Raw genomic sequence first — 25,146 nt, forward strand, 5'->3', positions numbered from 1 at the left:
CATCCACCAGTGACAGCCAAAAGGCCGCCTTTCAACTCTCCCACTTGTGTGGGAAAGGATTATCCGGTATTAGCCACGGTTTCCCGTGGTTATCCCGGTCTGATGGGCAGGTTGCCTACGTGTTACTCACCCGTCCGCCACTCGCGTCACAGGAGCAAGCTCCTGATCCGCGCGTTCGACTTGCATGTATTAGGCACGCCGCCAGCGTTCATCCTGAGCCAGGATCAAACTCTCCATAATTGGAAGTTCTCTGACTCCGTTGCGGTTTTACTTGTCGCCCAAGTTGAATGCCGAAGCATTCGTTTTTTTCGGAATTAACGTTGACATATTGTCATTCAGTTTTCAATGTTCTTAATTGATATAAAAGTTAATGGAGCGGGTGATCGGAATCGAACCGACAACATCAGCTTGGAAGGCTGAGGTTATGCCATTTAACTACACCCGCAGGTTATAATTGATTTATTAAAAATAAGTAATGATGCGGCTGAGAGGACTTGAACCTCCACGGGATTTAACTCCCACTAGGCCCTCAACCTAGCGCGTCTGCCGATTCCGCCACAACCGCATGTTATGTTTTTAGCGACAAAATTCATTATACATTTTGCTGTATTGATTGTCAATAACTTTTTTTCGCTCTTTCATGTCTCGTTTGAGCGACAAAGACTATTATATACTCTGTAGTATTTCAAGTCAATACTTTCGCTAAAATTTTTAAAAGTGACCCGTACGGGATTCGAACCCGTGTTACCGCCGTGAAAGGGCGGTGTCTTAACCACTTGACCAACGGGCCATTGGAATAATGCAACGATATTTATAATAAAGGGTTACAGCTTTAAAGTCAATACGTTTTTAATATATTCTTTACAAAAAATTAATGTGATCTGATTTCTCCTGATTCTGAACGAGTTTCTTCATATATAGGCAGATGCAATGCTCCTCCACTTTCCTGTTCCTTACATTAAGTCCAGGCATCCTCTTGTGCAGAACGCTTTGTATTTTGTAACCTCATACACCTTTTTTTCAAATTATTCTAGGGGTTTTCTATTGTTTTCTGAGTTTATTGTGTTAATATTTATTTATAATCATTCTAAACAAGGATTATAAATAACTTCTTGGAGGGAATTATCAATGGATTTCGAAAACAAGAACAATATGCCTGGAGACGCCCGTACTGGCGGCGGTACACATCCTAGGGAGCAAGGTGAAAATCAGCCGAGCGATCGTCTGACCACTCTATTTGGTGCACCAGTAGGTGACCGTGAAAATTCAATGACAGCTGGACCGCGTGGACCGATGGTCATGCAGGATCCCTACTTCCTTGAACAGATGGGGCATTTCGACCGTGAGGTCATCCCGGAAAGACGTATGCACGCAAAAGGTTCAGGTGCTTACGGTACATTCACTGTAACAAATGATATCACTAAATATACGAAAGCCAAAATCTTCAGCGAAGTTGGAAAACAGACTGAAATGTTCGCGCGCTTCTCTACTGTAGCTGGTGAGCGTGGGGCGGCGGATGCTGAACGTGATATCCGTGGTTTCGCCCTCAAGTTCTATACTGAAGAAGGCAACTGGGATCTCGTCGGTAATAATACGCCTGTATTCTTCTTCCGTGACCCTAAGCTCTTCGCAAGCTTGAACCACGTCGTCAAACGTGACCCTAGAACAAACATGCACAATGCTGAAAGCAACTGGGATTTCTGGACACTGCTTCCTGAAGCACTGCACCAGGTGACGATCCTCATGACTGACCGGGGTATTCCAAAAGGCTACAGGAACATGCACGGTTTCGGTTCACACACATACAGCATGGTCAATGCAGACAATGAACGTGTATGGGTCAAATTCCACTTCAGAACTCAGCAGGGCATCGAGAACCTGACAGCTGATGAAGCTGAAGAAGTGATTGCGAAAGACCGCGAGTCTTCCCAAAGGGACCTATACAACGCAATTGAAGAAGGCAACTTCCCTAAATGGAAGCTATACATCCAGGTGATGACTGAAGAACAGGCGAAGAACCACTACCACAACCCGTTCGATCTGACGAAAGTATGGTACAAAGACGAATTCCCACTCATTCCTGTTGGTGAGTTCGAACTCAACCGCAACCCTGAAAACTACTTCGCTGAAGTTGAACAGGCTGCATTTGCTCCGACAAACATCGTTCCAGGTATCGGCTTCTCACCTGACAAGATGCTTCAGGGTCGTCTGTTCTCCTATGGAGATACTCAACGCTACCGTCTGGGTGCAAACCACCATCAGATTCCGGTAAACTCTCCGAAAGCGGCATCCAACGTATGTCCATTCAGCCGTGACGGTGCAATGAGAGTCGACGGCAACCTTGGCGGCCATACGAACTACTATCCAAACAGCTTTGATCATTACAAAGATGATGCCAACGCTAAACAGCCGGCGCTGGAAATGGAGGGTCTCGTCTACGAGCACAACTTCCGTGATGATGACGACCAGTACTATGAGCAGCCAGGAAAACTCTTTAACCTCCAGTCAGACGAAATGAAACAGCGCATCTTCGAAAATACAGCAAATGAAATGCAAGGTGTTTCAGATCGCGTAAAACACCGTCATATCAGAAACTGCTACAAAGCAGATCCTGCATACGGCAGAGGTGTTGCCAATGCAATGGGCATCAACATCGACGATGTTGATATGGAATCAAACGAGTAATCAATAAATAAAATCCCTACCGGTTATGAACCGGTAGGGATTTTTCTATTTCATGCTCAATGATATCCTGCCTTTACTTTTGTCCACATCCAATACAGTCACATCTACAATATCGCCGACATTGACGACCTCCATCGGATGCTTGATGAACTTGTTGGTCATTTTTGAAATATGGACCAAGCCATCCTGCTTTACGCCGATATCGACAAATGCGCCGAAATCCGTCACGTTGCGGACAGTTCCGGAAAGCTTCATGCCTTCCTTCAGATCTTCGAGTTTAAGGACATCGGATTTCAGCATAGGCACTTCATAATCATCCCGGATATCCCGTGTCGGCGCCTTCAGGCTGTCTATGATGTCGGACAATGTCGGCACACCTATGCCAAGACTTTCCGCTGTCCGTTCCAGATCCAGTTTCCGCACCGCTTCCGCGAGCTCCGGTGTGCCGATATCGGTCTGATTCATTCCAATAAGACCGAGCAACCGGTATGTCTCTTCATACCGCTCCGGATGTATCGGTGTCCGGTCAAGCGGCTCCTTCCCTTCCGGAAGGCGCAGGAAGCCGACACATTGCTCATATGTCTTTTCACCAAGACGCGGTACCTTCTTTATTTCCTCACGTGTTTTGAACCCCTTGTTTTCCTCCCGGTATTTCACGATATTTCTGCTTATCGTTGATGACAGGCCTGCCACATGCTGAAGCAGGATATGGGAAGCAGTATTCACATTGACCCCCACCTGGTTCACCGATGTCTCAACAACGAAATCCAGGGATTCATTGAGAAACTTCTGATTCACGTCATGCTGGTACTGTCCGATGCCGATTGCTTTCGGATCGATTTTGACAAGTTCACTCAGGGGATCCTGAACCCTTCTCGCAATGGAGACCGCACTGCGTTCCTCCACATTGAAGTCAGGGAATTCCTCCCTTGCCACATCCGATGCGGAATAGACACTGGCGCCCGCTTCATTGACAATAATGAATTGGACATCAAGATTCTTGTCTTTGACAACCTCACTGATGAACAGTTCCGTCTCGCGTGAGGCGGTGCCATTTCCAATCGCAAGGAGTGTGACCCCATAGTTTTTTATGATGTCCATGATCTTTTTCTGTGCCTGATCCTTTTTGGCCTGCGGTGGGTGGGGATAGATGACCCCCTTGTCCAGGAACTGTCCCGCTTCATCGATTACGGCAAGTTTGCAGCCCGTTCTGAATGCCGGATCGACACCCAGGATAACGTGTCCTTTCAGGGGCGGCTGCAGAAGCAGTCTCTTCAGGTTCTCCTCGAATATATGCACCGCATGCTTCTCGCTTTCTTGCGTCAGGTTCTGGCGTACTTCCCTCTCTATGGACGGCACAATGAGCCTTTTCAGCCCATCTTCTATCGCCGCCTCAATATAGTTCCGGGTAGTTGAGCCTTTTTTGAGCACCTGGTTGATGATATACCTTTTGAACCTGTCGTTGTCGTAGTCGAATTTGACGGCGAGTACACCGAGGCTCTCCCCGCGATTGATTGCGAGGACCCTGTGCGGGACGATTCTATCGATAGGTTCACTGTAGGAATAGTACATCTCAAAGACACCGTTCGGGTCGTCCGCCCTCTTCTTTTTAGTTGTGGTAAGGTCTGCCGTCTCCCTGAACACCTTCAGTATATATATCCGGTATTTTGGGTTGTCTGAAACCTCTTCTGCAATGATATCCTGGGCACCGCTGAGGGCTTCTTCAACCGTCTTCACCTCATCGGTAATGTAGTTTTTCGCGAGAACTTCGATTTCATCCACTTGTTGTTCAAGGATTCTCTCTGCCAACCCTTCGAGCCCTTTCCTTTTCGCCTCGGTCGCCCGTGTCTTCTTCTTCTGCTTGAATGGCCTGTACAGGTCCTCCACCCTATTGAGCACCGTCTGCTTCTGGATGTCCCGCCGGAGTTCCTCAGTCATCAGCCCCTGTTCCTCGATCCGCCGGATCACTTCAATCTTCCTTTTTTCAAGGCTTTGCAGATAGGAAAATTGGTCGTATATGGACTTTATTTCCAACTCGTCCATTCCACCCGTCATCTCTTTTCTATAGCGTGCAATAAAAGGGACCGTATTTCCCTCTTCAAGGAGGCCCAATACACTCCTGATGTATTTTTCCGGCTTGGCTACCGTATTCCCAAGCTCTTTAATCAGCACTTCGTTCATCTAATCTCTCCTAGTTGCTTTGTTGTAAGATAAATTTGGCATATCCATTATAACATTAAAGACCCCACCCTTAGGGTGAGGTCCGGTTTGGCTATTCTTTTTCACTTACTGCCTGGCGCAGTTTGTTAATGGCGGTCCGTTGCAGCCTGGAGACATGCATCTGACTCAATCCGACACGTTCCCCCGTTTCTTTCTGGCTTAGGCCTTCCATGAAAGTGAACTGGATGATTTCCCTTTCCCTTTCGGAAAGGATTGGAAGGACCTTTTCAAGAATGAGGCGCTTTTCTGATAGATCATAGTTGTCATCCGACTGTCCCATCACATCAAGAAGAGTGACTGTGGACCCGTCTTTATCCGCTTCGATGGAATGGTCTACACTGAGCGCATTATAACTCTGTCCCATCTCCATCGCCTCGAGCACATCCTCTTCGGAAACATTGAGATGCTCGGCGATTTCACTGATCTGTGGCGAACGTTCCAGCCGGTTGGTCAATTCGTCATTGGCATTTTTGATCTTCGGGCCAATCTCCTTGATCCGTCTCGGCACATGGACGCTCCATGTCTTGTCCCTCAGATACCGCTTGATTTCACCTACAACAGTCGGTACGAGAAATGCCTCGAACCTTCTGTCAAAGGACGGATCGAAACGTTTGATTGCACCGAGCAGTCCGACCATGCCCACCTGCACAAGATCCTCATGGTGGCTCTGGCCTTTTGAATATCTGTATGCAAGTGATTCGATCAGCTTCTGATAATGTTCGACGAGCCGCGCCTGTGCGTTCGGGTCTTCCTCTTCCTGATGACTGCGGATCAGTGCATTGATATCTTCAGCTGTAAGTCCTCTATCGATTGACGATTGTCTCTCCATTCAAATGCACCTGACTTTCATTAATAAACTTCGTCATACTGATCGTGACACCAGGGTCTTTTTTAAGATAGACTTCATCCATTAATGTTTCAATCAAGAATAGGCCCAAACCTCCTTCTCTCAAGTAGTTCACATTATCATCTTCTGAATAGGGGCCGAGCTCTTCCTTGACTTCTTCATAGTTGAAACTTTGACCATGATCTGCCACGATGATTTCAACTTTATTGCTGTAGATTGCAAAGCCGATCAGCACTTCTCCTGTTTCGTCGTCCCCGTATGCGTGCTTGACGGCGTTTGTGACCGCTTCCGATACAGCAATCTTCGAGTCTTCTATCTGATCGTAACTCGCGCCCGCTCTCGATAGAACGCCAGAAAGGGTCAATCTTATCAATCCAACGTATTCTGCACTGGATGGAAACTTCATTTCAATATAATCATACTGCTGTGGCATTCTATTCAACCTCCGAAGCTTCATTGATATGCATCAGGTCTCTGAGTCCCGTGATTTCGAACAGTCTGAGAATCCTTTTGGACACTCCTGTCACATACATCTCCCTATCATGCTGATTGAGGTCTTTCAATGTACCGACAAAGATCCCCAAGCCCGTAGAATCCATATAGCTCACATCTGTCAGATCTATTCTTATGTCATGACTCCCTGATTGGCGGATCGGTTCCAGGACCTTCTGCAGTTCAGGCGCCGTATAGACATCAAGTTCTCCTTCAAGTACTACTACGAATTCCTGTTCCTTCTCCGTTGTATCGATATTAATGTTCATAACAGACTACACTCCCATTCAACTTGTATACATAAATCCTTTGGATTTTACCCGTTCATGTTTGGAATAAACATGATTTCTTCAATTTTTATTGTTTTTTAATATGAAAAGGGTCAAATCATCCTTCTTATGCGGGTTTTGAATGCGCATCAGTGATTCGTAAATGTACTGGACGATATCCTGTGGATGATAGTCCTTCACCTGACGGATCATATCTTTGACATCTTCGAAGTCAATGAACGTATCATCGTGTTTCCTGAGTTCGGTCACACCATCAGTGAAGACGATGATCATATCCTTCGGCCCCATTTTGGTTTCCTTCTGCTCATAGCGGGCATGTTCCTTTACACCCAGGACGACACCCTTGGCATCTATCTCTTCGAACTCATCCTCTTCGTAGCGATAGATGAGTGCCGGCTCGTGGCCAGCCGACGAATAGTAGAGAAGATCCGTATTATGGTCGTACAGGCCATAGAACATCGTGACGAACATATTCTGGTTCACGTTTTTCTCGACCACCCTGTTCAGCTTTCTCAAGCTGTCGCTCGGCAGCTGGGAATAGCCGTAGGAATCCATGCCGAACTTGATCATGCTCATCGCAATTGCTGCCGGTATCCCTTTGCCGATGACATCCGCCACAGCAAAACTGAGCATGCCGTCCTTATGGTCTATGATGTTGAAGTAGTCTCCGCTCACCTTTCTTGCCGGTACACTGATGGCGCCGAGTTCCATCGTTTCGAAGGTGGGGATTTCAGTTTTGAGCATCGTTTCCTGCAGACTGGATGCAACATCCATCTCCTTGTCATGGATTTCAAGCTTGTTCATCATGGATTTATAGTCCCTGTATGTAAAGCCGAAAGAAATGATCACTTCCTGCAGTATATCCAATGACTTCTTCATGAGTGCTGCATCATCGATGCCCATGTCATCGAGCAGTTCGATATGGAGTGACACGATCTCCTCCGGAGAAGCATCCATTTCGATGACTTCTTCACTGAAGGTCTGGCACTGGTCTATTGCGTCACCCTGTTCTTCTCCATACAGGTACAGTTCGATGATATCCCTGTAGTTGCTAACAATATTATCAATATATGTCATGTTCGTCACCTCATACTGAAAAAAGACTTTTGCGTACAAAAGTCCATCAGGATTTAGATTGCGATTTCTTGGATTTGGACGGCATGAGATCCAGGCTGATCATCAGTGCCTTATCCACTTCCTTCATCTTATCTTCGTTCAAATATGTAAGCTTTTCCCTTAGTCTTTTCTTGTCCACTGTGCGTATCTGCTCCAGAAGAATGACCGAGTCCTTGTCCAGATTGTATGTATCCTTCGAAATTTCCACGTGCGTCGGTATCTTCGCCTTATTGATCCTGCCGGTGATGGCGGCAACGATCACTGTTGGACTGTGATAGTTGCCGACATTGTTCTGTATAATGACTACCGGCCGCTTGCCTCCCTGCTCTGAACCTTGCACTGGTGATAGGTCCGCAAGATATACTTCTCCTCTTTTCATCTATTCACCATCTTTACTATAAACGAGGAAATCTTCGTTGCACTGCCACGCTTCACACTCTAGGTCGTGATTTTCGGACGCGATCGAAAGATTAATCTCACTCATTTCTGTATATCCGTGTTCAAGAGAAAGCTCCATGCTGCTAAATAATGTCATATTCGTCATTACCAGACCACTCCCCAGTCACATCGTTAAACTTATGATAATGATAACATTTATAAATTATCATTACTAGTTTATTTTAAAACTTCATTATTAACGGGCGCGGCATCTTCTCCTTCATATATGCGCGGAAGCCGCCTCGAGAGCATGCAGAGGGATTCATACGGAATGGTGTCGGCATAGCTGCTGTAGGCCTCCATCGATTGCTCCGATGACCTGTCGCGGATGATGACATGCACCTTCTCCCCCGCCTGTACCCCATCCGGCACTTTGGTCATGATGTAGTCCATGCACACCTTGCCGATCACCGGACAGGAAGTTCCGTCAGCGAGCGCCACCCTGTAGCCTGTGCGTGCACGCAGGAAACCATCCGCATAGCCGATGGGCAGTGTGGCGACCCTGTCGCCCGCTTCAGCATCGTACTCAAGCCCGTAGCTCACACCTTCCCCTGATTCCAGCACATGGACATCCACCACCTTGGTCGTGAGCGCGACCGATGGCCTGAGATCGACGGATGAGATCTCACGGATGTAATCCGAAGGATAATAGCCGTAGAGGGAGATGCCGACACGGATGGCGTTGCAGTAGCCGTCATCGAGACGGAGTGCGCCTGCAGAGTTCTGTATATGGACAAACCTCGGCTTCCGCACTTTTGAAGTGATCGCTTTGAACCTGTCATACTCCCTGGCGTTCTGCCCGGAATCGATGTCCGCAGAACTGAAGTGGCTGTAGATGCCTTCATATACGAGATGATCAGAACCTTCGATCACATCGATCATCTGAGCGATCTCTTCCGGATCGGAAGTCCCGAGCCTATTCATGCCGCTGTTCACCTTGATATGGATCCACACTTCCTTGTCGTCCATATCCATGACATTCGACTGGGCCTCCCTGAGCCAGGCGAGATTCGGCGCCGTGATGGCCACGCGGTGCTGGATGGCCTTGTTGATATCTTCGGGATTGATCGGCCCGAGTACCAGTATCTTCTCCTTGATGCCGTGCATCCTCAGTTCGATTGCCTCATCCAATGTTGCGACTGCAAAGAACTCGGCGCCACGCGCCGAAAGATATTCGGCTACTGCTGTACTGCCGAGCCCATAGGCATTCGCCTTTATTACTGCAATGAACATCTTATCGGGATGCAGTTCTCTGATGGCCTGATAATTATGGTGTACCGCCTCCAGGTCGACTTCTACTATGGAATCTCTATAATATTTTTCTGACATATCCGTGCTCCTTATCTCTCAATTATGACTGTGGCCACAACGTATGCTCTGGAATGCGAAATGGATACGTGGGCATGATGGTCATTCAATATATACGGCCTTCCATTCGTGTCATTGAGGCAGACGATATCCCTGAAGGCGGCTGCGCCCCCGATGCCTGTACCCATAGCCTTGCTGTAGGCCTCCTTGACTGCAAAGCGTCCTGCGAGGTATTCCATCCTTCTTCCTTCATTGGAGAACTGTTCGTACCGCTCCATCTCTTCGGGTGAAAGGATCCGCTTCGAAAGTCTGTTTCCATTGTCCTCCACACGCCTGATGCGCTCAATTTCAATTATATCCGTTCCCAGCCCTGTAATCATAATGTCCGCCTCGTATTCTCATTGATCAGTTTTCTTATCTCATTGCGTATCGCATCCGCTTCGTCCGACTCCAATTCCGGGATATGGATGCGCTCCGCCGAAGTCTTCAAAGTGACGCCCTTAAGCCCATACCGCTTCATCAGCGGACCGACCGTCGTATCGATGTTCTGCACCCGGAACAGGGGCACTGCATGCCTCTCCTTGAAGAAGATTCCCTGGTGGATCCTGATTTCATCTTCCGATACCCGGAAGCGGAAGTACTTATACTTCAGCATGGGCAGCAGCCACACATGGACCAGGACGATGTAGATGAAGATGATGAAAAGGGCGAGGGAAATCCACCATGGAAACCAGTCCCATACGTAGAGTGACAGGATAAGGGCCGCCACCGCAATCAGCAGATCGACTGCCGCTACAATGCCTTCGCGGATCCGCCATACTTTAATCGCCTTCGGTGATATCTTCTGCATCCGGATGCCCCCTTTCTGCCCATTGCCATATTTCCTCGATGTCCTTCCTGTCGATGAACTTGATGGTCGCACGTGAGCCGAGCATGCCGGCGGCGGTCACCAGTGTGATGATGCCAAGCTTCGCCCGGTGAAGGAAGGGATTGAACACCCACTCCGCTTCAATCAGCTTTTCATGCTTGATGACATAGTGCGAACGTTTGAAGAAACCGGCCGTCATCAGGTTGATTTCATCATCCCTTATCGCATAGCCGCTGTTGTATGCACTATATATACCTGAAGCCACAAACACGAGCATCAGCACCAGACCGGCAATCCATGCATAGTCGAACCAGAAATACTGGACCAGCGAAGTGATGACGAGCAGCAGGAATGTGACGATCTGGAAATACCTTCTGTATCCACGGAACGGCACCTTTTTCCCAGGAACCTCCACATGATAGTTCGGGAAGATGTGGTCGACAATTCCGTACAGGCGATCCTTTTTGATGAAGGGCAGCAGTTCCACTGTACCATCGATGTCCTCACTATCCAGCGAGTCGCTTGTAATAGTGACGGAAAGGGAGTAGTAGCCGATCATCCTCCTGATGATCGAATCCTTGATGATGATGTTCTGGACCCTGTTGATATTGACACTCTGATGCTTCTTTTCAAGCAGGCCGTATTCGACGACCAGATCGTCATGCTTCATCTTCAGGGTGTATCCATAGTATTTCACCGTCAGAATGAGTATGCCTATGGCATAGCCGACAATAATGAAGGATCCTATCGCCAGACCCATCGCCAGTGCCAGATTCCTGATGGCGCCTTCAAAGTATTCGAAATAGCGTTCGATCAGGAAATTCGCTCCGATCAGATTGAGGAAGCCGAAGATTAGGGCGAGAAAAGTCCCCAGGGCGCCGCTTGTCATGCTCATCAGCAGCAGCGACTTGCCGTCCATATGGTAGAGGGTGTCGAAGCCTGTATCCTCCCTGCTGTCCGTTTCCGCCTCTGCCCGCGGCCATTCGCTGTAGGCCCCGATTTCGACGGTATCCTCCAGGTAGGATTTTTCATCGTAGAGTATATCCTGCAGGGACTTCGCCTGGGACTTTTTCATCGTGTCGATCTTTATGCCCTCCCCGGGCGTGATGACTTCAAGCTTCACTGCCCCGAAAAGCCTATGGAAAATCGGCTCGCTGAAGTCGATTGACTGGATCCTCCCGATGTCGAGTTCCTTCTCGTGGTTCGTGATGACACCATCCTTGTAGATGAACTTGCCATCTTCAATCCAAAACCTTGTACGATATTTGTTCAAAAAGTCCATGCCGCCGAAAAGGACAATGGCAAGGATGAATATTCCACCTACGATTAGTATATACTTCATTGAAATGTCTCCGGAGAGCAGAGTCTCCCTTGAATTGAAGAGGACGATGATCAAGGGGATCCAAAGATTCTTGATGCCATTCACCACACTGCCGAGATATGCGATCGGATGGAGTTTCTGTGGACTATACATCTGTATGCTCCCCTTTCACAAGTTCAATGACTTCCTCTTTCAAGATGGCCGCTTCTTCGCTTTTGAGGGGCGGCATAGCGAGGCGTGAACTTGCAGTGCTGACTTCCAGCAGGGCGAGGTCATACTTCCTTGAAACAGGTCCTGTCGAAAGTTTGGCCCCCTGTATGCGCCTCACCGGCACCATTTTCGTCGACACCCTGAAAAACCCTTTTCTGACGATGATATGATCCTCCTTCAGCCTGTAGCGGGTCACCCGGCAGTAGACCAGCGGCCGGATGATTATACCAATGGTGAACAGTATGGCCAGCCACAGGGTGGCAATCCAATATATCCAATGGGAAAGCTCGAAATAGAAGGCGGCGGCACTTGCCAGGATAGCGGCAAATGCCCAGATGAGAAATGCCCAGAAGAACCGCACCCTCATATAGTGGACGACATCATCATGTACTCTTTTCATATTTGCCCCCTGTTTGATTTCATATGTATTACTTATACTTTAAATTATATATGCATAATGTTCAATTATACCAACGTAACATTTTAACAATAAAAAAGCACCCTCTGCCCCTGGGGGGTGAGGATGCTGGACAATTACTTGATATGATCTTTGAAGGTACGGCCGCCCTGGCTGCGTTTCTGGCCGCCCTGAGGCTGACGGTTGCCGCCACCCTGACGCTTGTTGTTGCGTCCACCTTGGCTGCCCTGGCTGCGTCCTTTGCGGAATGGCTTCTTGCCACCGCCGCCTTGACTTTTGCCGCGGCGTTGTCCGCCCTTGCGTGTCAGAGGTTTTTCGAATGACAGCTGGATGCTGTCTTCATTTCTGCTGAACAGGAATTCGTTGAGGATAGCCGCTACGACTTCCTTCGCTTCACCCTGTTCGAGCAGACGTTCTGCCGTCTCAAGTGTATGCGTATTTTTATTTTCGGATTTCCATTGCTCGATCTTGTTGAATATTTCCTTCTCGCGGGATTTCTGTACTTCTTTCTTGAGAGGTGGTCTGAGAGCAGAAATTGTCTTCTTCTTCTCATTCTCGATCATTCTCAAGTAGTCCATCTCTACAGGATTGACGAATGTGAGTGCCATGCCTTCTTTGCCTGCACGGCCTGTACGTCCGATTCTGTGTGTATAGCTTTCGGCATCCTGTGGAATGTCGAAGTTGTATACATGGGAAACGCCGGAGATGTCGAGACCCCTTGCTGCAACATCAGTTGCGACGAGGATATCCAGCGCATCGTTCCTGAACTTCTTCAGAACTTCCAGACGCTTCGATTGCGTAATATCACCATGGAGCCCTTCAGCCCGGTAGCCTTTGGCAACAAGTGCGCCCGTCAGTTCATCAACACGGCGCTTTGTGCGTCCGAAGACGATTGCGAGTTCCGGCTGGTGGACATCCAGGAAGTCGGTGAAGACTTCGAGCTTCTCAAGCTCTTTTACAATAGTATAGTGTTCTTCGATCTGAGGATCGCTTGCGCCACCCTGGTCCATCGTCTTGACGATGCTTGGGCTCTTCATGAAGCGTGTGACGAGCTCCTGGATTGCCTTCGGCATCGTTGCGGAGAACAGCAGCGTCTGTCTGTTTTCCTCAGGAATTTCCGACATGATGAATTTCACATCATCGATGAATCCCATGTTCATCATTTCATCAGCTTCGTCCAAAACAAGCGTATTGATGCTGTCGAGCTTCAATGTTCTGCGCTTGATATGGTCGATTACACGTCCTGGTGTACCGACGATGATTTCCGGTTTCTTTTTAAGATCCTTGATCTGGCGGTCGATGCTCATGCCGCCGAATATGACGGATACGCCGAGCTTTTTGTACTTGGCGAATTTTTTGAGCTGCTCACTCACCTGAACCGCCAATTCCCTTGTCGGTGTGAGGATCAATACTTGTGTTCCTGCCTGCTTCTCTGTGTTTTCTATAATAGGAATACCAAATGCACCCGTTTTACCAGTACCTGTTTTGGCCTGTCCAAGAATATCTTTTCTTTCCAGAGCAAGTGGAATGCTCTCTTCCTGGATCGGGGTTGGTGTTTCAAATCCTATATCTTCCAGTGATTTTAAGGTTTCATCACTGACACCTAATTGTTTAAAAAACTTCAAATTAGAGTCTCCTTTGACTATTCGTTCTCATTTTCGTTACGCATAACTTCTCAATATTAACATTTCCAGACTAAAAATACAAGCCTACTTCTCATCATTGAATAAAAAGCGTTCTGCAGTGATGTTCAGCTCCAGCTGGTTCCGGTCTGTAAAGGCGAACAGATGCGGGGCATCTTCGATGAGTTCGAGCGTGGCATTTGGTATTTTTTCCGCCAAGTCCACACTGGCTTCATAGGGAACGAGCAGGTCCAGTGTGCCGTGGATGATCAGCGTCTGCGACTGGATGTTCTCGACCCCATCCTTCTTCGTTTCCACAATGGTCTTGAATTCCTGATAGGCCCGGAACGGAATATCCTTGAGGCGTTTCTTGATCTTCTGATACAGCTTCATCTTCATGTGCTCACTGAAATGGCGCGGAGTAAGGTTCAGCCGGTTCAGTTGGGAAAGCTTTATATGCTCGAATGCCGGAGCGATGAGCACAAGCTTGTCGACCGGTTCATGCTGTGCGATGTGGCTGGCGAATACCCCTCCCATCGAAAAACCGATGATGTGGACCCGGTCGACGCGCTGCTTCAGTTGCCTATAGGCATTGAGGGCTTCTTCATACCATTCGTCCCCGGTCGCCGACTTCAAGTCCAGTATGGTCCCATGTCCCGGGTATACCGGAAACTCATACTCGAACTCGTAGCGTGATTTCAGGTAGTCGAATAATGGTTCCAGCTCGTATCTTCCTCCCGTATACCCATGCAGAAAAAGTATTCCGGTCGATTTAGATATAGTCGTTCACCCTCTCCAAAGCCATGCCTCTGGACCCCTTCAGCAGAACCACGCTGTCTTCGGACAAGACCTGCTGCAGGTGTTGTGCCAGATCCCCAATTTCCGCGTAATGATGTTTCCCTTCCACCTCTGCATTTTCATGGATGGTTTTCGCCGCTTCTCCATAGGTGAGCAGATAATCGAAGAAATATGGCGCATCATTGATGTGCTGCGCCACTGATCTGTGCAGTTCCTCGGAATATGAACCGAGCTCCAGAATATCCCCGAGCACGAGTATTCTTCTGCCCGCCTCCATCCGTCCTACTGTATCGATCGCACTCTTCATGCTGGACGGGCTGGCATTATAGGCATCGTTTATTATGGTCCCACCACCCGAATGGCGTGTCTGCTCCATCCGCATATCCGTTACAACCAGATCATCAAAATGGGCTTTCACTTCACTGATGTTGAGACCTGCCGCTTCTGCAGCGAGAAGTGCAAGCGTGGCGTTGGCCGCATTATGCAGCCCAAGCTGGGGAATGCGCACTTCGATATCGAGCGGATGGAGTCTGAAATGCGTACCCTGCTCCGTCTGACGAACATCTGCTATCTGCAGATCATTCTTTTTGCTCTCGCCTGCGGAGCGCACATTGTAGGATGCATTCCGGTCTACAATATTCTCAAGGAGCGGATAATCCCTGGAGTAGATGAAGGTGCCTGCTTCCTTCAATCCATCCACTATTTCATACTTGGCTTCGGCAATGTTCTCTCTCGACCCCAATTTTTCGATATGGGATTCGCCGACATTCGTGAGTATGGCGATATCCGGCTTTGTCATTCTGCTCAGGAATCGGATATCCCCTTTGGCATCCATACCCATTTCGAGGATCGAAATTTCAGTGTCCTTATCCAATTGAAGGATGGTGAGCGGCAGACCGATTTCATTGTTGTAGTTTCCAATCGTTTTCTTCACCCTGAAGTGTGGAGCGAGCAGGCACTCCACCATATCCTTGGTGGTTGTCTTCCCATTGGACCCTGTGATGGCGATCACCTTTGGTGACACTTCCTGAAGGTAGCCGCGTGCAATATCCTGCAGAGCCACCAGTCCGTCCTCAACATGGATGAGTGGCAGTTCTGGATCGGCAGCCTCCGGATTCTGTTCCGTCAGGCTCAGCGCCGCCCCGGCACGAAAAGCCTGCTCTATGAAACGGTGCCCATCGACATGTGCCCCCCGGAAGGGAACGAAAAGGTTTTTTTCCTCGAGTGTCCGTGTGTCGATCGATACACCTTTGATGCTTTCGCCCTTCATGGCTTCTGCACGCATGTTCATTCTGCCATCACACAGTTCAGCAATTTTCTCAATTGTCATTTCAATCATAAGACTCGTCCAACTCCATCAATTTTTGTATTGGAAATTATTTTTAATCCGGCTGTATTACTATTGGATAAACACACTGACTTTATTATAAAATAGTGTATACTAAATGTCATGATTTCTATATGGGTTAGGTGAATTTTTTGGACAACAACCAAAGCTACAAAAGACAAAACAGCAATATATTTTCAAGGATCGACTGGATCCTCATCCTGCTGGTCCTGCTTCTTGGGGCCATCAGCGTCCTCATGATCCGTTCAGCGATGACCAGTGGCCAATACAGCACTGATTTCAGCATACGCCAGATCATATTCTATGGGCTGGGCTTCATAATGGTCTTCATCCTGAACTTCATTCCAGTCAAGTGGATCAAGCAATACGTCTGGATCATCTATACGCTTGGCGTATTGTCGCTGGTCATACTGTTCGTTGCTCCGGTATCACCGGTCACACCGATCATCAATGGAGCGAAAAGCTGGTACCAGTTCGGATTCTTCAGCATACAGCCGTCAGAAATCGTCAAGATCATCTACATACTCACCCTGGCCTATCTGATCAGCCAGCACAATAAATATAAATTGACAAGTGACCTGAGTGTGGATATCAAACTGCTCTTCAAGATTCTGGCAGTATCCGTTCTGCCCATGCTGTTCATACTGCTGCAGAATGACCTTGGAACAACACTTGTCATGATGGCGATACTATTCGGTATGATCGTCGTTTCCGGCATCAGCTGGTGGCTGATCATCCCGGCATTGGCAGTCGCCCTCACTGTGGGCATCGCCCTGATTCTCGGCATCATCTATCGACCGGACATCCTGGAACGCTACCTCGGCATCCATCCCTATCAGTTCGAGCGGATATATTCCTGGCTGCGTCCGGAAGAATATGTCACAGAAGGCGGCTTCCAGCTCAGCAACTCATTGAAGGCAATCGGTTCAGGCGGAATAGACGGCAAGGGTTTCAAGGATGGCATCGTCTATATTCCTGAAAACCATACCGATTTCATATTCACCATTGTCGGAGAGGAATTCGGTTTCATCGGTGCAACCGCAATCATCGTCCTACTCTTCATGCTGATGCTTCACCTTTTCCGCATCGCAACCGTCGTACCGGACAGTTTTTCATCCTATTTCATCATCGGATACCTGTCCATGCTGATATTCCATGTGTTCCAGAACATTGGCATGACGATACAACTCGTGCCCATTACGGGACTTCCGCTTCCCTTCATCAGCTATGGAGGCAGCGGCCTGTGGGCGAATATGCTGGCCGTCGGCATCATAATGAGCATCTACTTCTACCAGTACCGCCAAAGGGCGTAAAAAAGCCGCAACCTGAGAGACTCGGGTTGCGGTTATTTTTAGATATTCTGTTCTTTCAGTCGCAATTTCTCTTTATGGGCAATGCGATTCATAATCTCGAATCTTGATCTCGACACCTTGACTTTGACCCCGAGCTCACTCAGCATCGTGACAACTTGCTTGACTTTGGAATGGTCGTTGCTATGCATAATGACACTCCTTCAATTACAGCTTATCTTCATTTTACCCTTATCTCAAGTAATTATCCATATTATTTGGAAAATAAATATTACAGAATTTCAAATATTCATGGTTTATAATAGAATGGAGATGAGGTGACTTCCATGGAATGGTTCATATTCGATTACTTGCTTAATACGGGGATACTTGGAATTGCAACATTGATCACCTTCGGCATCAATTTCCTGTTTGCCATCGGTCTGATATTCCTCGAAAGAAGGAGTGCCCAGAGTGTCTGGGCATGGCTTTTCGTCCTGTTCTTCCTTCCCATCATCGGCTTCATCATATATATATTCTTCGGTCGCAAGATTTACAACCAGCAAATATTCAAAGTGAGTGAAGAGGACAAGGTCGGGCTTGAGCACCTGGTGGACGACCAGCTCCACGAACTGCGCGATAACAGCATTTCATTCTCCAACAGGGTGATGGATAAACACAGAAAAATCATCCATATGCTGCTCTACAACAATCAGTCTTTCCTGACCATCAACAATTCAATCCGCACTTTTACCGACGGTAATGAAAAGTTCGAGCACCTTCTGGAAGATATACGCAATGCACGGGACCATATCCATTTCCAGTATTATATCTTCAAACTGGATGGTATTGGACAGAGGCTGTATGAAGCATTGCTCGAAAAACAGCAGGAAGGTGTATCCGTCAGGATTCTTTATGATGATATGGGATCCCGGGCTCTGAGTCTGCGTAATTTCAAGAAACTCAAGGATGCCGGCGGCCTGGTCGAAGCCTTCTTTCCGAGCAAACTGCCGTTGATCAACCCCAGGATAAACAACAGGAACCACCGCAAGATTGTGGTCATCGACGGCTCTGTTGGTTATGTCGGGGGGTTCAATGTTGGTGATGAGTATATCGGTTTAAACAAAAAGTTCGGCTATTGGCGGGACACGCACCTCAGATTGGAAGGTAATGCAGTAAAGTCACTGCAGCTGCGCTTCATGCTAGACTGGAATTCCCACAATAAGCGTAACAACATGGTGAGGGAAGACCGATATTTTCCTGAAATGGACTACTTGGGAGACACACCGATTCAAATAGCGTCCAGTGGGCCGGATGAGAAATGGGAGCAGATCAAATATGGATATCTGAAGATGATCTATAGCGCCAAAAAGAGCATCTATATACAGACACCCTACTTCATCCCCGACCAGTCCTTCCTGGAAGCACTGCGTATCGCCTTACTGAGCGGCATTGAAGTACACCTGATGATACCAAATAAGCCCGACCATCCTTTCGTCTATTGGGGAACCTATTCCAATGCCGGAGCACTGCTCGATATGGGCGCACAGGTCCATATATATGAAAAAGGGTTCCTTCATCAGAAGACCATCATGATTGATGATGAAGTCCTGAGTATAGGGACGACGAACATCGATGTGAGGAGCTTCCTCCTGAATTTTGAAGTGAATGCCTTCATCTATGACGAAAAGGAAGCCATACAATACCGGCGCATATTCGAAGAGGATATCAAGGACTGTTCTCTTCTGACGAAGGAGAAATATGCAGCACGCAGCAAATGGATCCGGATCAAGGAAAGCATTGCCAACCTGATTTCACCCATACTATAAATACAATATGAGCGCACACATAAGAGGCCCGATATCATGAAGATATCGGGCCTCTTTTTATATCAATGGATTAAGATTTGTTTTTCTTCTTGCGCTTCTTCTTCGGCATCACTTTAGCATTCTTGATGCGCTGTTCCTTTTCTGCTTTTTCCCGCTCATGTGCTTCAATGATCGGTGCCATTTCTTCAGCAACCTTATTTTTATAGAAGGTATTCCCTGCCCAAGTCTGGAAGATCAGGAATACACCACCGACTGCCCAGTATAATGGGAGTGCGGAAGGGGAAATCAATGAAATCCAGATGATCATTATTGGGGAAATGTACATGAACAGCTGCATCTGCTTGCGCTGTTCTGCAGGCACGAACTGCATGGATACATAGGCCTGTCCAGCATAGACGATACCAGCGATAGCCACCATGAAGAAGTCGACTTCCGTCAGATTCATCCATAGGAAGTGCGGGTATTCTGTAATACCGCCTTCGGAAGGGAACTTGAGTGCGAAGTAGAGTGCCATGACGACCGGCATCTGTATAAGGATTGGCAGACAGCCCATGTTGAGCGGATTGATGCCGTGCTTCTTGTACAGGGCCATCATTTCCTGCTGTGCTTCCATCTTCTCTTCTTGTGTAGTCGCAACTTTAGTCTTCTTCTGAATCTCTTCCATTTCAGGTTTGACTATCTTCATCTTTTCACGCATCATCATCTGATTCTTGTATGTACGCATCATGAACGGAAAGATTGCCAGACGGACGATAAGGGTAACTATGATGATTGCCAGCCCGTAGTTGTTGTTCAGATTGTCTCCGAGCCAATGCAGCAGTGAATCCATCGGTTGAACGAATGTATTAAAGAAAAATCCGTTTCTATTTTCTTCCTGAGAATAATCGCACCCGGAAAGTACCAGGACCAGGCCGATCATTATCGGAAAGAGCCATTTTTTACTCATTTCTTCACCTCAATAATTTGTCTCACATAAGAGAAATTGTAACATAAATGAATGTCTAAAAAAATCATTTTCTGTACCCAGTCAGATAATAATAAAAACATACCCGAAATCACTCACAGAATAGTCACTATTTCATCCCTGTTTTTCAGAATATGGAATGCTTACTTTCAAATAAAAAGACCCAGCTTTTGCTGGGTCTTTGAAATTAATGATTGAAATTTATAGTCTTGAACCACATACAGGCCAAGGCTGTGCTCCTCTTTGATCGAAAAGGATCTGGGCTCTCTTAGTCTGTTCAGCTGCAGATGCCTGGGAAGGCAGACCGCTTCCGCCTACAGACTGCCAAGTTTGAACATCAAACTGGTAGAGGCCATGGTAGAGGCCGTTGGAGCTTACAACACTTGCGTTTCCGCTGGATTCACACTGTGCAAGCGCGCCCCAGTTCTGACCGCTGGCATTGCTTGAAGTGGATGTAGATTGGTTCTGGGCTTGGGCCTGGTTGCGCTGCTCACGTTCCTGGGCAGCCTGCTCTGCTGCACGTTCTTCAGCTGCTCTTTGCTCTGCTGCACGTTCTTCAGCTGCTCTTTGCTCTGCTGCCGCCTGTTCTGCTGCTCTTTGTTCAGCCGCACGCTGTTCTGCAGCCTGATCCTGTGCAGATGGCTGTGCAGGAGCCTGATTCACTTGTTGAGTTCTTTCAACTTCCTGAGTTTCCTGCACTTCTGGTGTTTCTTCAACTTGTGGTGTTTCCACTACAGGGGCCTGTTCCACACTATTGCCTGATACCGCAAGTGTCTTGCCTGCAAAGATGAGATCTGAAGAAAGGTTATTCCATGCCTTAAGGTCGGAAACTGTTACATCAAACTTCTGAGCGATTTCAAATAGAGTATCGCCGGATTGGATTTTATATACACCCTCTTCTGTCGGAACTTCAGTATTCTCTTCATTATTCACTTGGAGAACCTGACCTGGCAGAATAAGGTTGGATGACAGATTGTTTTCTGATTTGATTGCTTCTACTGTTGTATTGTTTTCATGGGCGATTTCGGAAAGTGTGTCGCCTTTATCCACTGTGTGGCTTGCTGCTTCTGCGCTGTATGCCAAAGTTCCTGATACCGCAATTGCTGCACCGACTGATAGTACTTTTTTCATAGTTAAAATTTCCTCCCGTTAATCCCTTACAAATTGGATGTTTGTTTTATCAACTGTTTAGTACTATATCAGATATAAACATTTCACAGGTTACAGGAATATAAAAAGTGAACCGCTCTTTTACAGGCATGTTACAGGGATATTTCTCTCCTTAAAATAATATGTCAATAAAAGTGTAAACTTATATTTTCGGCGAAATGAATAGAGACCTGTTTTTTATCAGGCTTTAAAATGCCCATATGACGGGCTTCTTAATACCCTCCATAAATCCATCAAGAATCTTAATAGTCCGTATTATCTGACAGCCGTAATACTCCCTATATATTATGTAATAAAGAAATTTGAAGCCATATCTTCATAAAAGCTCTGTATCAGGCTTGACCGCAGCGTTCGGCCTGATACAGAGCTTGGTGAGTAGTGTGAGTGTAGAATATAAATTGAGTGGTGTGCATATGTTCAGGCGAGGGCTTTCGTTTTTCTATCATGATTATCCTTGTTCAGACCGGCATGTGATCTGTCGGCTTCCGGTCCTGACTTGTCACTATGTTCGTTCAGTATTTTCTCCAATGGTTCCAGATGGGTATCTTTCAATCCTGTCATTCGGCTGCTTTCAGTATTTTTTTCCAAAGTATGGACAGATCTTTCTCCAATGTAGTCCCATTGACCGTAATGCCTTACAGCATCACTTATCATCTTGGAAGGATTGGACATATCCTTCTGGTCCTTCATCTTGTCCGGCAGACCCTTCACATTCTCTGCCCATATTTCCATCCTGTACTCCTTTTCTCCTTCATTCGTAGTGTAGACGGTTGTAGCCACCTGACCACTCACGCAGAGTATGTCTCCCTCTTTTGATGCAGATAGTACTTCAGGTATCGCTTTACCAAAAGCCTTGCAGTAGATGAAATGTACTTCCTTTGGTTTTCTTTCATCTTTGGGAATCCTGACTGTTGCTATTATGAATGAATTGACGCTCCCGTTCGCCGTTTTCTCCAGAGTGACATTCCGTACAAGTTCTCCTACAAGCAGCACTTTATTCATCATGTCTCCACCCCCTTCCTGACTTAAAGATATAGGGGCCGTAAATTTTTTGCAAAACACGGAAATTTGATTTTATGACCATTTTCTTTACAATTGGAATATATACGATTCCGATTAACGTTATAATGGTAGTAACGAATTTACATTTATGCGTTTTTTGATGGTTTGCATGCATTTAGGAAGGGGGAATTCAGATGAAGTCTTTTAAAGTTGTGGAATTGAAACTTGAACACGAAAACAATTTCATTATACTGGATCTGATCGACGGCATCATCATTAATAAGGAAAAGCAGGAGGATCCATGGTTGATAGAGATTTCAACATCAACCGATTTTAAAGATATACTCGAAGAACTGGTCGGTACTGAGGTGGAACTGCTTGTGACCATTACACGGCATTCAAACGAACCAGCCAGATTCAAGGGCACCTTCAATGAAATGAATGAAATAGATAATGCATTATCCCTGATCTTTAATGGCAAGATTATCGTCCAGGGGCCCCATTATGCCGAAGACCTGTTGTCCCATCTTCTTGATGAAGGCTATGAGCAGGAAAAGCTGCTTAACGAGTTCAAAGCGATGATGGAATCTAAAGCTGAAATAAAAACATCCGATGACTAGTTAGTCATCGGATGTTTTATTATCCTGTATTGCAAAAGTAATTTCACATTTGCACGCGATTTCACCATCCACAGTTGCGATGGCATCACCCTTGCCGATCGGGCCCCTCAGTTTTGTGATTTCCACTGTGAGTTCCAATGTATCTCCCGGCGTCACCTGTCTTTTGAACTTGCATTTGTCGATGCCGGCAAAGAATGCAAGTTTACCTTTGAAACGCTCTTCCTGCAACAAAGCTACAGCCCCAGTCTGTGCAAGGGCTTCGACGATAAGTACTCCTGGCATTACAGCATATTCTGGGAAATGGCCCTGGAAAAATGGTTCATTGCCCGAGACCTGCTTGATGCCCGTACATCTAACACCCGGTTCTATCTCTGTTACCCTGTCAATCAGGAGAAACGGGGGGCGGTGCGGAATTACCGCCTTTATCTGGTCATACGTCAGCATATTATCATTCCTTGGTCATATTTATGATGTGTTCCCATGTTTCTATACGGAATACTTCCATAGGATTGTCCAGAATTCCATATCCTATCATCAGTCCCCCGAAGAAGACTATGATGGCGATATAGACGAAGAGAAGGATTCTGATGATCAGCGGGAATCTGCGGTGGACTAGCTTTTTTGATTGCTCGGCCATAAAACTACCTCTTTATTTCGAAGATGTCACACTATCCTGTGTGGAACGTTCACCTGTTCGTTCGATGTCAGCGCCAAGCTGTTTGAGCTTCTTATGAAAATCGACATATCCACGATCAAGGTGCTTTAATTCAGTAACTATAGTATACCCTTCTGCAACCAAACCTGCAAGAATCAGGGCAGCAGCGGCCCTCAAGTCCGTCGCCTTCACACGGCCTCCGGATAATTTCCTGCCGCCTTTGATGAACGCATGGTTCTCTTCCACTGAGATGTCAGCATCCATATTCCGGAACTCGTTGACATGCATGAACCTGTTTTCAAAAATGGTCTCTGTGATTACACTTGTGCCATTCACTGTAGCAAGCAGTGCCATCATCTGGCTCTGCATGTCAGTCGGGAATCCGGGATGCGGCAATGTTTTGACTCTGATGGGTTTAAGGTTTCTCTCCGGAATGACACGGACACTGTTGCCTTCTTCTTCGATGCGCACCCCCATCTCTTCAAGTTTGGAGATGAGTGCTGTAAGATGATCGGTGATGACGTTGTCAAGGACAATTTCACTTCTGGTGATGGCACCGGCTATCATGAATGTTCCCGCCTCAATCCTGTCAGGGATGACGGTATGATCCACACCCTTCAGAACCTCTACGCCTTCAATCGTGATATGGCCAGTACCTGCACCTGAAACACGGCCGCCCATGGCATTGATGTAATCGGCCAGGTCTTCGATTTCCGGTTCCCTTGCCGCATTCTCCAACTCTGTCACGCCCTCGGCCAGGCTTGCAGCCATTATAAGGTTTTGCGTCGCCCCTACGCTCGGAAAGTCGAGATAGATCTTCGCACCTTTCAGACGGCCGTCCACTCTTCCTTCGAAACTGCCGTCAACCGTGCGGAAGGCGGCTCCCATCTTCTCCAGTCCTTTGATGTGCTGTTCCACTGGTCTGGAACCTATGGCACAGCCTCCAGGCATGGCAACATTGCAATAACCATAGCGCCCGAGCAGAGGCCCCATGACAAGCATGCTTGCACGCATTTTGCTTACCAGATTGAATGGAGCATCACAACTGAGTTTCCCAGTCGCGTCGATGGTGACCATCTTGTCCTCCACTTCCACTGAAGCGCCCAGATGATTCAGCAATGCACTCAAAGTGCCTACATCTGAAAGATTGGGTACATTATGTAGCCTTGATACCCCTTCGCTTGCAAGCAGTGATGCAGTCAAGACCGGTAATACAGCATTTTTGGAACCTTCTATTTCAACAGAACCCGAGAGTTCATTCCCACCTTTAACAATTATAGAATCCATTTCACTCACTCCATACTTTTACTTACGATACACTATTCACTATTTTAAAGATGTATAAACATGTTTGTAAAGCAGAATTAAAATAGAAGGGATGCTTCCTGTACGAGTCGGAAGAAATCCATGATGAAATTGCTGAGCGCGCTTCCCAGAAGGACCGCAGCAAGTATAAGGAACATTCTGATCCTTCCTGTTTCACCTTTTTTGAACCAGCTGTCGATATTCAATGCGCCGAGCACCCAGAAGGTGAAAATGACACACATCATATGCAGCACGATGTGCATGAAGGCCAATTGGGAAAACAACATCTTATTCACCTACTAAAAAACCCGGGCAGAAGCCCGGGTAGATT

26 protein-coding genes, 3 tRNA genes and 1 rRNA gene are annotated in these 25,146 nt (G+C 47.1%); 4 read left to right on the forward strand and 26 right to left on the reverse strand.

Annotated elements, in window-relative coordinates; translation table 11 throughout:
• From BO53_RS0102700 to BO53_RS0102715, 4 genes are all read right to left on the reverse strand, one after another.
• A 16S ribosomal RNA gene (locus BO53_RS0102700) occupies window positions 1-240 on the reverse strand; the annotation flags it as partial.
• A gap of 131 nt (window positions 241-371) precedes the next feature.
• Window positions 372-445, reverse strand: a tRNA-Gly gene (locus BO53_RS0102705).
• 34 nt (window positions 446-479) lie between these two features.
• Window positions 480-565, reverse strand: a tRNA-Leu gene (locus BO53_RS0102710).
• A gap of 153 nt (window positions 566-718) precedes the next feature.
• Window positions 719-790 (reverse strand) — tRNA-Glu (locus BO53_RS0102715).
• 338 nt (window positions 791-1,128) lie between these two features.
• Between BO53_RS0102715 and BO53_RS0102720 the strand changes: the two genes are divergently transcribed.
• Window positions 1,129-2,685, forward strand: coding sequence for a catalase (locus tag BO53_RS0102720; protein ID WP_031545180.1), 1,557 nt, complete (start codon window positions 1,129-1,131; stop codon window positions 2,683-2,685).
• 45 nt (window positions 2,686-2,730) lie between these two features.
• Here BO53_RS0102720 and BO53_RS0102725 read toward each other — a convergent pair whose 3' ends face one another.
• The 14 genes from BO53_RS0102725 to BO53_RS0102795 form a co-directional block, all read right to left on the reverse strand.
• Window positions 2,731-4,866, reverse strand: a complete 2,136-nt coding sequence (locus tag BO53_RS0102725) for a Tex family protein (protein ID WP_031545183.1) — start codon at window positions 4,864-4,866, stop codon at window positions 2,731-2,733.
• A gap of 91 nt (window positions 4,867-4,957) precedes the next feature.
• Window positions 4,958-5,734, reverse strand: a complete 777-nt coding sequence (gene sigB / locus BO53_RS0102730; RefSeq protein ID WP_031545185.1) for an RNA polymerase sigma factor SigB — start codon at window positions 5,732-5,734, stop codon at window positions 4,958-4,960.
• Window positions 5,709-6,185: an anti-sigma B factor RsbW gene (gene rsbW, locus BO53_RS0102735; protein WP_031545187.1), complete on the reverse strand. Its 477-nt coding sequence runs from the start codon at window positions 6,183-6,185 to the stop codon at window positions 5,709-5,711. The genes sigB and rsbW overlap by 26 nt, the downstream gene beginning before the upstream one ends.
• A 1-nt stretch (window position 6,186) precedes the next feature.
• The gene (locus BO53_RS0102740) at window positions 6,187-6,513 is read right to left on the reverse strand and encodes an anti-sigma factor antagonist (protein ID WP_031545189.1); all 327 of its coding nucleotides are present in this window, start codon (window positions 6,511-6,513) and stop codon (window positions 6,187-6,189) included.
• Between the two features lie 81 nt (window positions 6,514-6,594).
• Complete coding sequence (locus tag BO53_RS0102745) at window positions 6,595-7,602, reverse strand: PP2C family protein-serine/threonine phosphatase (RefSeq protein WP_425414477.1); 1,008 nt, start codon at window positions 7,600-7,602, stop codon at window positions 6,595-6,597.
• 55 nt (window positions 7,603-7,657) lie between these two features.
• Window positions 7,658-8,029, reverse strand: coding sequence for a type II toxin-antitoxin system PemK/MazF family toxin (locus BO53_RS0102750; RefSeq protein ID WP_031545193.1), 372 nt, complete (start codon window positions 8,027-8,029; stop codon window positions 7,658-7,660).
• 236 nt (window positions 8,030-8,265) lie between these two features.
• Window positions 8,266-9,417 carry an alanine racemase gene (alr, locus tag BO53_RS0102760; protein ID WP_031545195.1) on the reverse strand — a complete coding sequence of 384 codons (1,152 nt, stop codon included), beginning with the start codon at window positions 9,415-9,417 and terminating at the stop codon, window positions 8,266-8,268.
• An 11-nt stretch (window positions 9,418-9,428) separates the two neighbouring features.
• Entirely contained in the window at window positions 9,429-9,776 is a 348-nt protein-coding gene (gene acpS / locus BO53_RS0102765) for a holo-ACP synthase (RefSeq protein ID WP_031545196.1), read from the reverse strand.
• Window positions 9,773-10,246, reverse strand: a complete 474-nt coding sequence (locus BO53_RS0102770) for a PH domain-containing protein (RefSeq protein WP_051682981.1) — start codon at window positions 10,244-10,246, stop codon at window positions 9,773-9,775. The genes acpS and BO53_RS0102770 overlap by 4 nt, the downstream gene beginning before the upstream one ends.
• Window positions 10,218-11,738: a PH domain-containing protein gene (locus BO53_RS0102775; RefSeq protein WP_031545201.1), complete on the reverse strand. Its 1,521-nt coding sequence runs from the start codon at window positions 11,736-11,738 to the stop codon at window positions 10,218-10,220. Before BO53_RS0102775 ends, BO53_RS0102770 begins: the two co-directional genes overlap by 29 nt.
• Window positions 11,731-12,195, reverse strand: coding sequence for a PH domain-containing protein (locus BO53_RS0102780; RefSeq protein WP_031545203.1), 465 nt, complete (start codon window positions 12,193-12,195; stop codon window positions 11,731-11,733). The genes BO53_RS0102775 and BO53_RS0102780 overlap by 8 nt, the downstream gene beginning before the upstream one ends.
• A 134-nt stretch (window positions 12,196-12,329) precedes the next feature.
• Window positions 12,330-13,838: a DEAD/DEAH box helicase gene (locus BO53_RS0102785; protein WP_031545204.1), complete on the reverse strand. Its 1,509-nt coding sequence runs from the start codon at window positions 13,836-13,838 to the stop codon at window positions 12,330-12,332.
• Window positions 13,839-13,922: 84 nt separating this feature from the next.
• Window positions 13,923-14,615, reverse strand: coding sequence for an alpha/beta hydrolase (locus tag BO53_RS0102790; protein WP_342665361.1), 693 nt, complete (start codon window positions 14,613-14,615; stop codon window positions 13,923-13,925).
• Window positions 14,608-15,972 carry a UDP-N-acetylmuramoyl-tripeptide--D-alanyl-D-alanine ligase gene (locus BO53_RS0102795; RefSeq protein WP_031545209.1) on the reverse strand — a complete coding sequence of 455 codons (1,365 nt, stop codon included), beginning with the start codon at window positions 15,970-15,972 and terminating at the stop codon, window positions 14,608-14,610. Before BO53_RS0102795 ends, BO53_RS0102790 begins: the two co-directional genes overlap by 8 nt.
• A gap of 140 nt (window positions 15,973-16,112) precedes the next feature.
• On the opposite strand from BO53_RS0102795, the gene BO53_RS0102800 reads away from it, so the two are divergent.
• The gene (locus BO53_RS0102800) at window positions 16,113-17,294 is read left to right on the forward strand and encodes an FtsW/RodA/SpoVE family cell cycle protein (protein WP_031545211.1); all 1,182 of its coding nucleotides are present in this window, start codon (window positions 16,113-16,115) and stop codon (window positions 17,292-17,294) included.
• 38 nt (window positions 17,295-17,332) lie between these two features.
• On the opposite strand, the gene BO53_RS13995 is transcribed toward BO53_RS0102800, so the two are convergent.
• A complete protein-coding gene (locus BO53_RS13995) occupies window positions 17,333-17,482 on the reverse strand; it encodes an Lmo0850 family protein (RefSeq protein WP_169738721.1) in 150 nt (49 codons plus the stop codon).
• Between the two features lie 135 nt (window positions 17,483-17,617).
• On the opposite strand from BO53_RS13995, the gene cls reads away from it, so the two are divergent.
• The gene (cls, locus tag BO53_RS0102810) at window positions 17,618-19,099 is read left to right on the forward strand and encodes a cardiolipin synthase (RefSeq protein ID WP_031545213.1); all 1,482 of its coding nucleotides are present in this window, start codon (window positions 17,618-17,620) and stop codon (window positions 19,097-19,099) included.
• A 70-nt stretch (window positions 19,100-19,169) separates the two neighbouring features.
• Here cls and yidC read toward each other — a convergent pair whose 3' ends face one another.
• From yidC to BO53_RS0102825, 3 genes are all read right to left on the reverse strand, one after another.
• The gene (yidC, locus tag BO53_RS0102815; protein WP_031545215.1) at window positions 19,170-20,045 is read right to left on the reverse strand and encodes a membrane protein insertase YidC; all 876 of its coding nucleotides are present in this window, start codon (window positions 20,043-20,045) and stop codon (window positions 19,170-19,172) included.
• A 219-nt stretch (window positions 20,046-20,264) separates the two neighbouring features.
• Complete coding sequence (locus tag BO53_RS0102820; protein WP_031545217.1) at window positions 20,265-21,194, reverse strand: transglycosylase family protein; 930 nt, start codon at window positions 21,192-21,194, stop codon at window positions 20,265-20,267.
• A gap of 456 nt (window positions 21,195-21,650) precedes the next feature.
• Window positions 21,651-22,238, reverse strand: coding sequence for a single-stranded DNA-binding protein (locus BO53_RS0102825; RefSeq protein ID WP_031545219.1), 588 nt, complete (start codon window positions 22,236-22,238; stop codon window positions 21,651-21,653).
• 191 nt (window positions 22,239-22,429) lie between these two features.
• Between BO53_RS0102825 and BO53_RS0102830 the strand changes: the two genes are divergently transcribed.
• Complete coding sequence (locus tag BO53_RS0102830; RefSeq protein WP_031545221.1) at window positions 22,430-22,855, forward strand: YwpF family protein; 426 nt, start codon at window positions 22,430-22,432, stop codon at window positions 22,853-22,855.
• Here BO53_RS0102830 and fabZ read toward each other — a convergent pair whose 3' ends face one another.
• The 4 genes from fabZ to BO53_RS0102850 all read right to left on the reverse strand — a co-directional run bounded on the left by fabZ (window position 22,856) and on the right by BO53_RS0102850 (window position 25,102).
• The gene (gene fabZ / locus BO53_RS0102835) at window positions 22,856-23,299 is read right to left on the reverse strand and encodes a 3-hydroxyacyl-ACP dehydratase FabZ (protein WP_031545223.1); all 444 of its coding nucleotides are present in this window, start codon (window positions 23,297-23,299) and stop codon (window positions 22,856-22,858) included.
• Window positions 23,300-23,303: 4 nt separating this feature from the next.
• The gene (locus tag BO53_RS0102840; RefSeq protein WP_031545225.1) at window positions 23,304-23,492 is read right to left on the reverse strand and encodes a DNA-directed RNA polymerase subunit beta; all 189 of its coding nucleotides are present in this window, start codon (window positions 23,490-23,492) and stop codon (window positions 23,304-23,306) included.
• 12 nt (window positions 23,493-23,504) lie between these two features.
• Window positions 23,505-24,797, reverse strand: coding sequence for a UDP-N-acetylglucosamine 1-carboxyvinyltransferase (gene murA, locus BO53_RS0102845; RefSeq protein ID WP_031545227.1), 1,293 nt, complete (start codon window positions 24,795-24,797; stop codon window positions 23,505-23,507).
• Between the two features lie 77 nt (window positions 24,798-24,874).
• Window positions 24,875-25,102 carry a DUF1146 family protein gene (locus tag BO53_RS0102850; RefSeq protein ID WP_031545229.1) on the reverse strand — a complete coding sequence of 76 codons (228 nt, stop codon included), beginning with the start codon at window positions 25,100-25,102 and terminating at the stop codon, window positions 24,875-24,877.
• Window positions 25,103-25,146: the final 44 nt, after the last annotated feature.

Origin of the sequence: Salinicoccus luteus DSM 17002, from assembly GCF_000712035.1 — a bacterium.
Classification (GTDB): domain Bacteria; phylum Bacillota; class Bacilli; order Staphylococcales; family Salinicoccaceae; genus Salinicoccus; species Salinicoccus luteus.

Bases quoted from the DNA above. Each gene is read 5' to 3' on its own strand.
- BO53_RS13995 (WP_169738721.1), bottom strand. From the start codon at position 17,482: ATGCATAGCAACGACCATTCCAAAGTCAAGCAAGTTGTCACGATGCTG.
- BO53_RS0102795 (WP_031545209.1), bottom strand. From the start codon at position 15,972: ATGATTGAAATGACAATTGAGAAAATTGCTGAACTGTGTGATGGCAGA.
- BO53_RS0102770 (WP_051682981.1), bottom strand. From the start codon at position 10,246: ATGCAGAAGATATCACCGAAGGCGATTAAAGTATGGCGGATCCGCGAA.
- BO53_RS0102850 (WP_031545229.1), bottom strand. From the start codon at position 25,102: ATGTTGTTTTCCCAATTGGCCTTCATGCACATCGTGCTGCATATGATG.
- BO53_RS0102740 (WP_031545189.1), bottom strand. From the start codon at position 6,513: ATGAACATTAATATCGATACAACGGAGAAGGAACAGGAATTCGTAGTA.
- BO53_RS0102825 (WP_031545219.1), bottom strand. From the start codon at position 22,238: ATGATGAATAAAGTGCTGCTTGTAGGAGAACTTGTACGGAATGTCACT.
- BO53_RS0102840 (WP_031545225.1), bottom strand. From the start codon at position 23,492: ATGGCCGAGCAATCAAAAAAGCTAGTCCACCGCAGATTCCCGCTGATC.
- fabZ (WP_031545223.1), bottom strand. From the start codon at position 23,299: ATGCTGACGTATGACCAGATAAAGGCGGTAATTCCGCACCGCCCCCCG.
- murA (WP_031545227.1), bottom strand. From the start codon at position 24,797: ATGGATTCTATAATTGTTAAAGGTGGGAATGAACTCTCGGGTTCTGTT.
- BO53_RS0102775 (WP_031545201.1), bottom strand. From the start codon at position 11,738: ATGTATAGTCCACAGAAACTCCATCCGATCGCATATCTCGGCAGTGTG.
- BO53_RS0102820 (WP_031545217.1), bottom strand. From the start codon at position 21,194: ATGAAAAAAGTACTATCAGTCGGTGCAGCAATTGCGGTATCAGGAACT.
- yidC (WP_031545215.1), bottom strand. From the start codon at position 20,045: ATGAGTAAAAAATGGCTCTTTCCGATAATGATCGGCCTGGTCCTGGTA.
- sigB (WP_031545185.1), bottom strand. From the start codon at position 5,734: ATGGAGAGACAATCGTCAATCGATAGAGGACTTACAGCTGAAGATATC.
- acpS (WP_031545196.1), bottom strand. From the start codon at position 9,776: ATGATTACAGGGCTGGGAACGGATATAATTGAAATTGAGCGCATCAGG.
- BO53_RS0102750 (WP_031545193.1), bottom strand. From the start codon at position 8,029: ATGAAAAGAGGAGAAGTATATCTTGCGGACCTATCACCAGTGCAAGGT.
- BO53_RS0102780 (WP_031545203.1), bottom strand. From the start codon at position 12,195: ATGAAAAGAGTACATGATGATGTCGTCCACTATATGAGGGTGCGGTTC.
- BO53_RS0102830 (WP_031545221.1), top strand. From the start codon at position 22,430: ATGAAGTCTTTTAAAGTTGTGGAATTGAAACTTGAACACGAAAACAAT.
- BO53_RS0102725 (WP_031545183.1), bottom strand. From the start codon at position 4,866: ATGAACGAAGTGCTGATTAAAGAGCTTGGGAATACGGTAGCCAAGCCG.
- cls (WP_031545213.1), top strand. From the start codon at position 17,618: ATGGAATGGTTCATATTCGATTACTTGCTTAATACGGGGATACTTGGA.
- BO53_RS0102720 (WP_031545180.1), top strand. From the start codon at position 1,129: ATGGATTTCGAAAACAAGAACAATATGCCTGGAGACGCCCGTACTGGC.
- alr (WP_031545195.1), bottom strand. From the start codon at position 9,417: ATGTCAGAAAAATATTATAGAGATTCCATAGTAGAAGTCGACCTGGAG.
- rsbW (WP_031545187.1), bottom strand. From the start codon at position 6,185: ATGCCACAGCAGTATGATTATATTGAAATGAAGTTTCCATCCAGTGCA.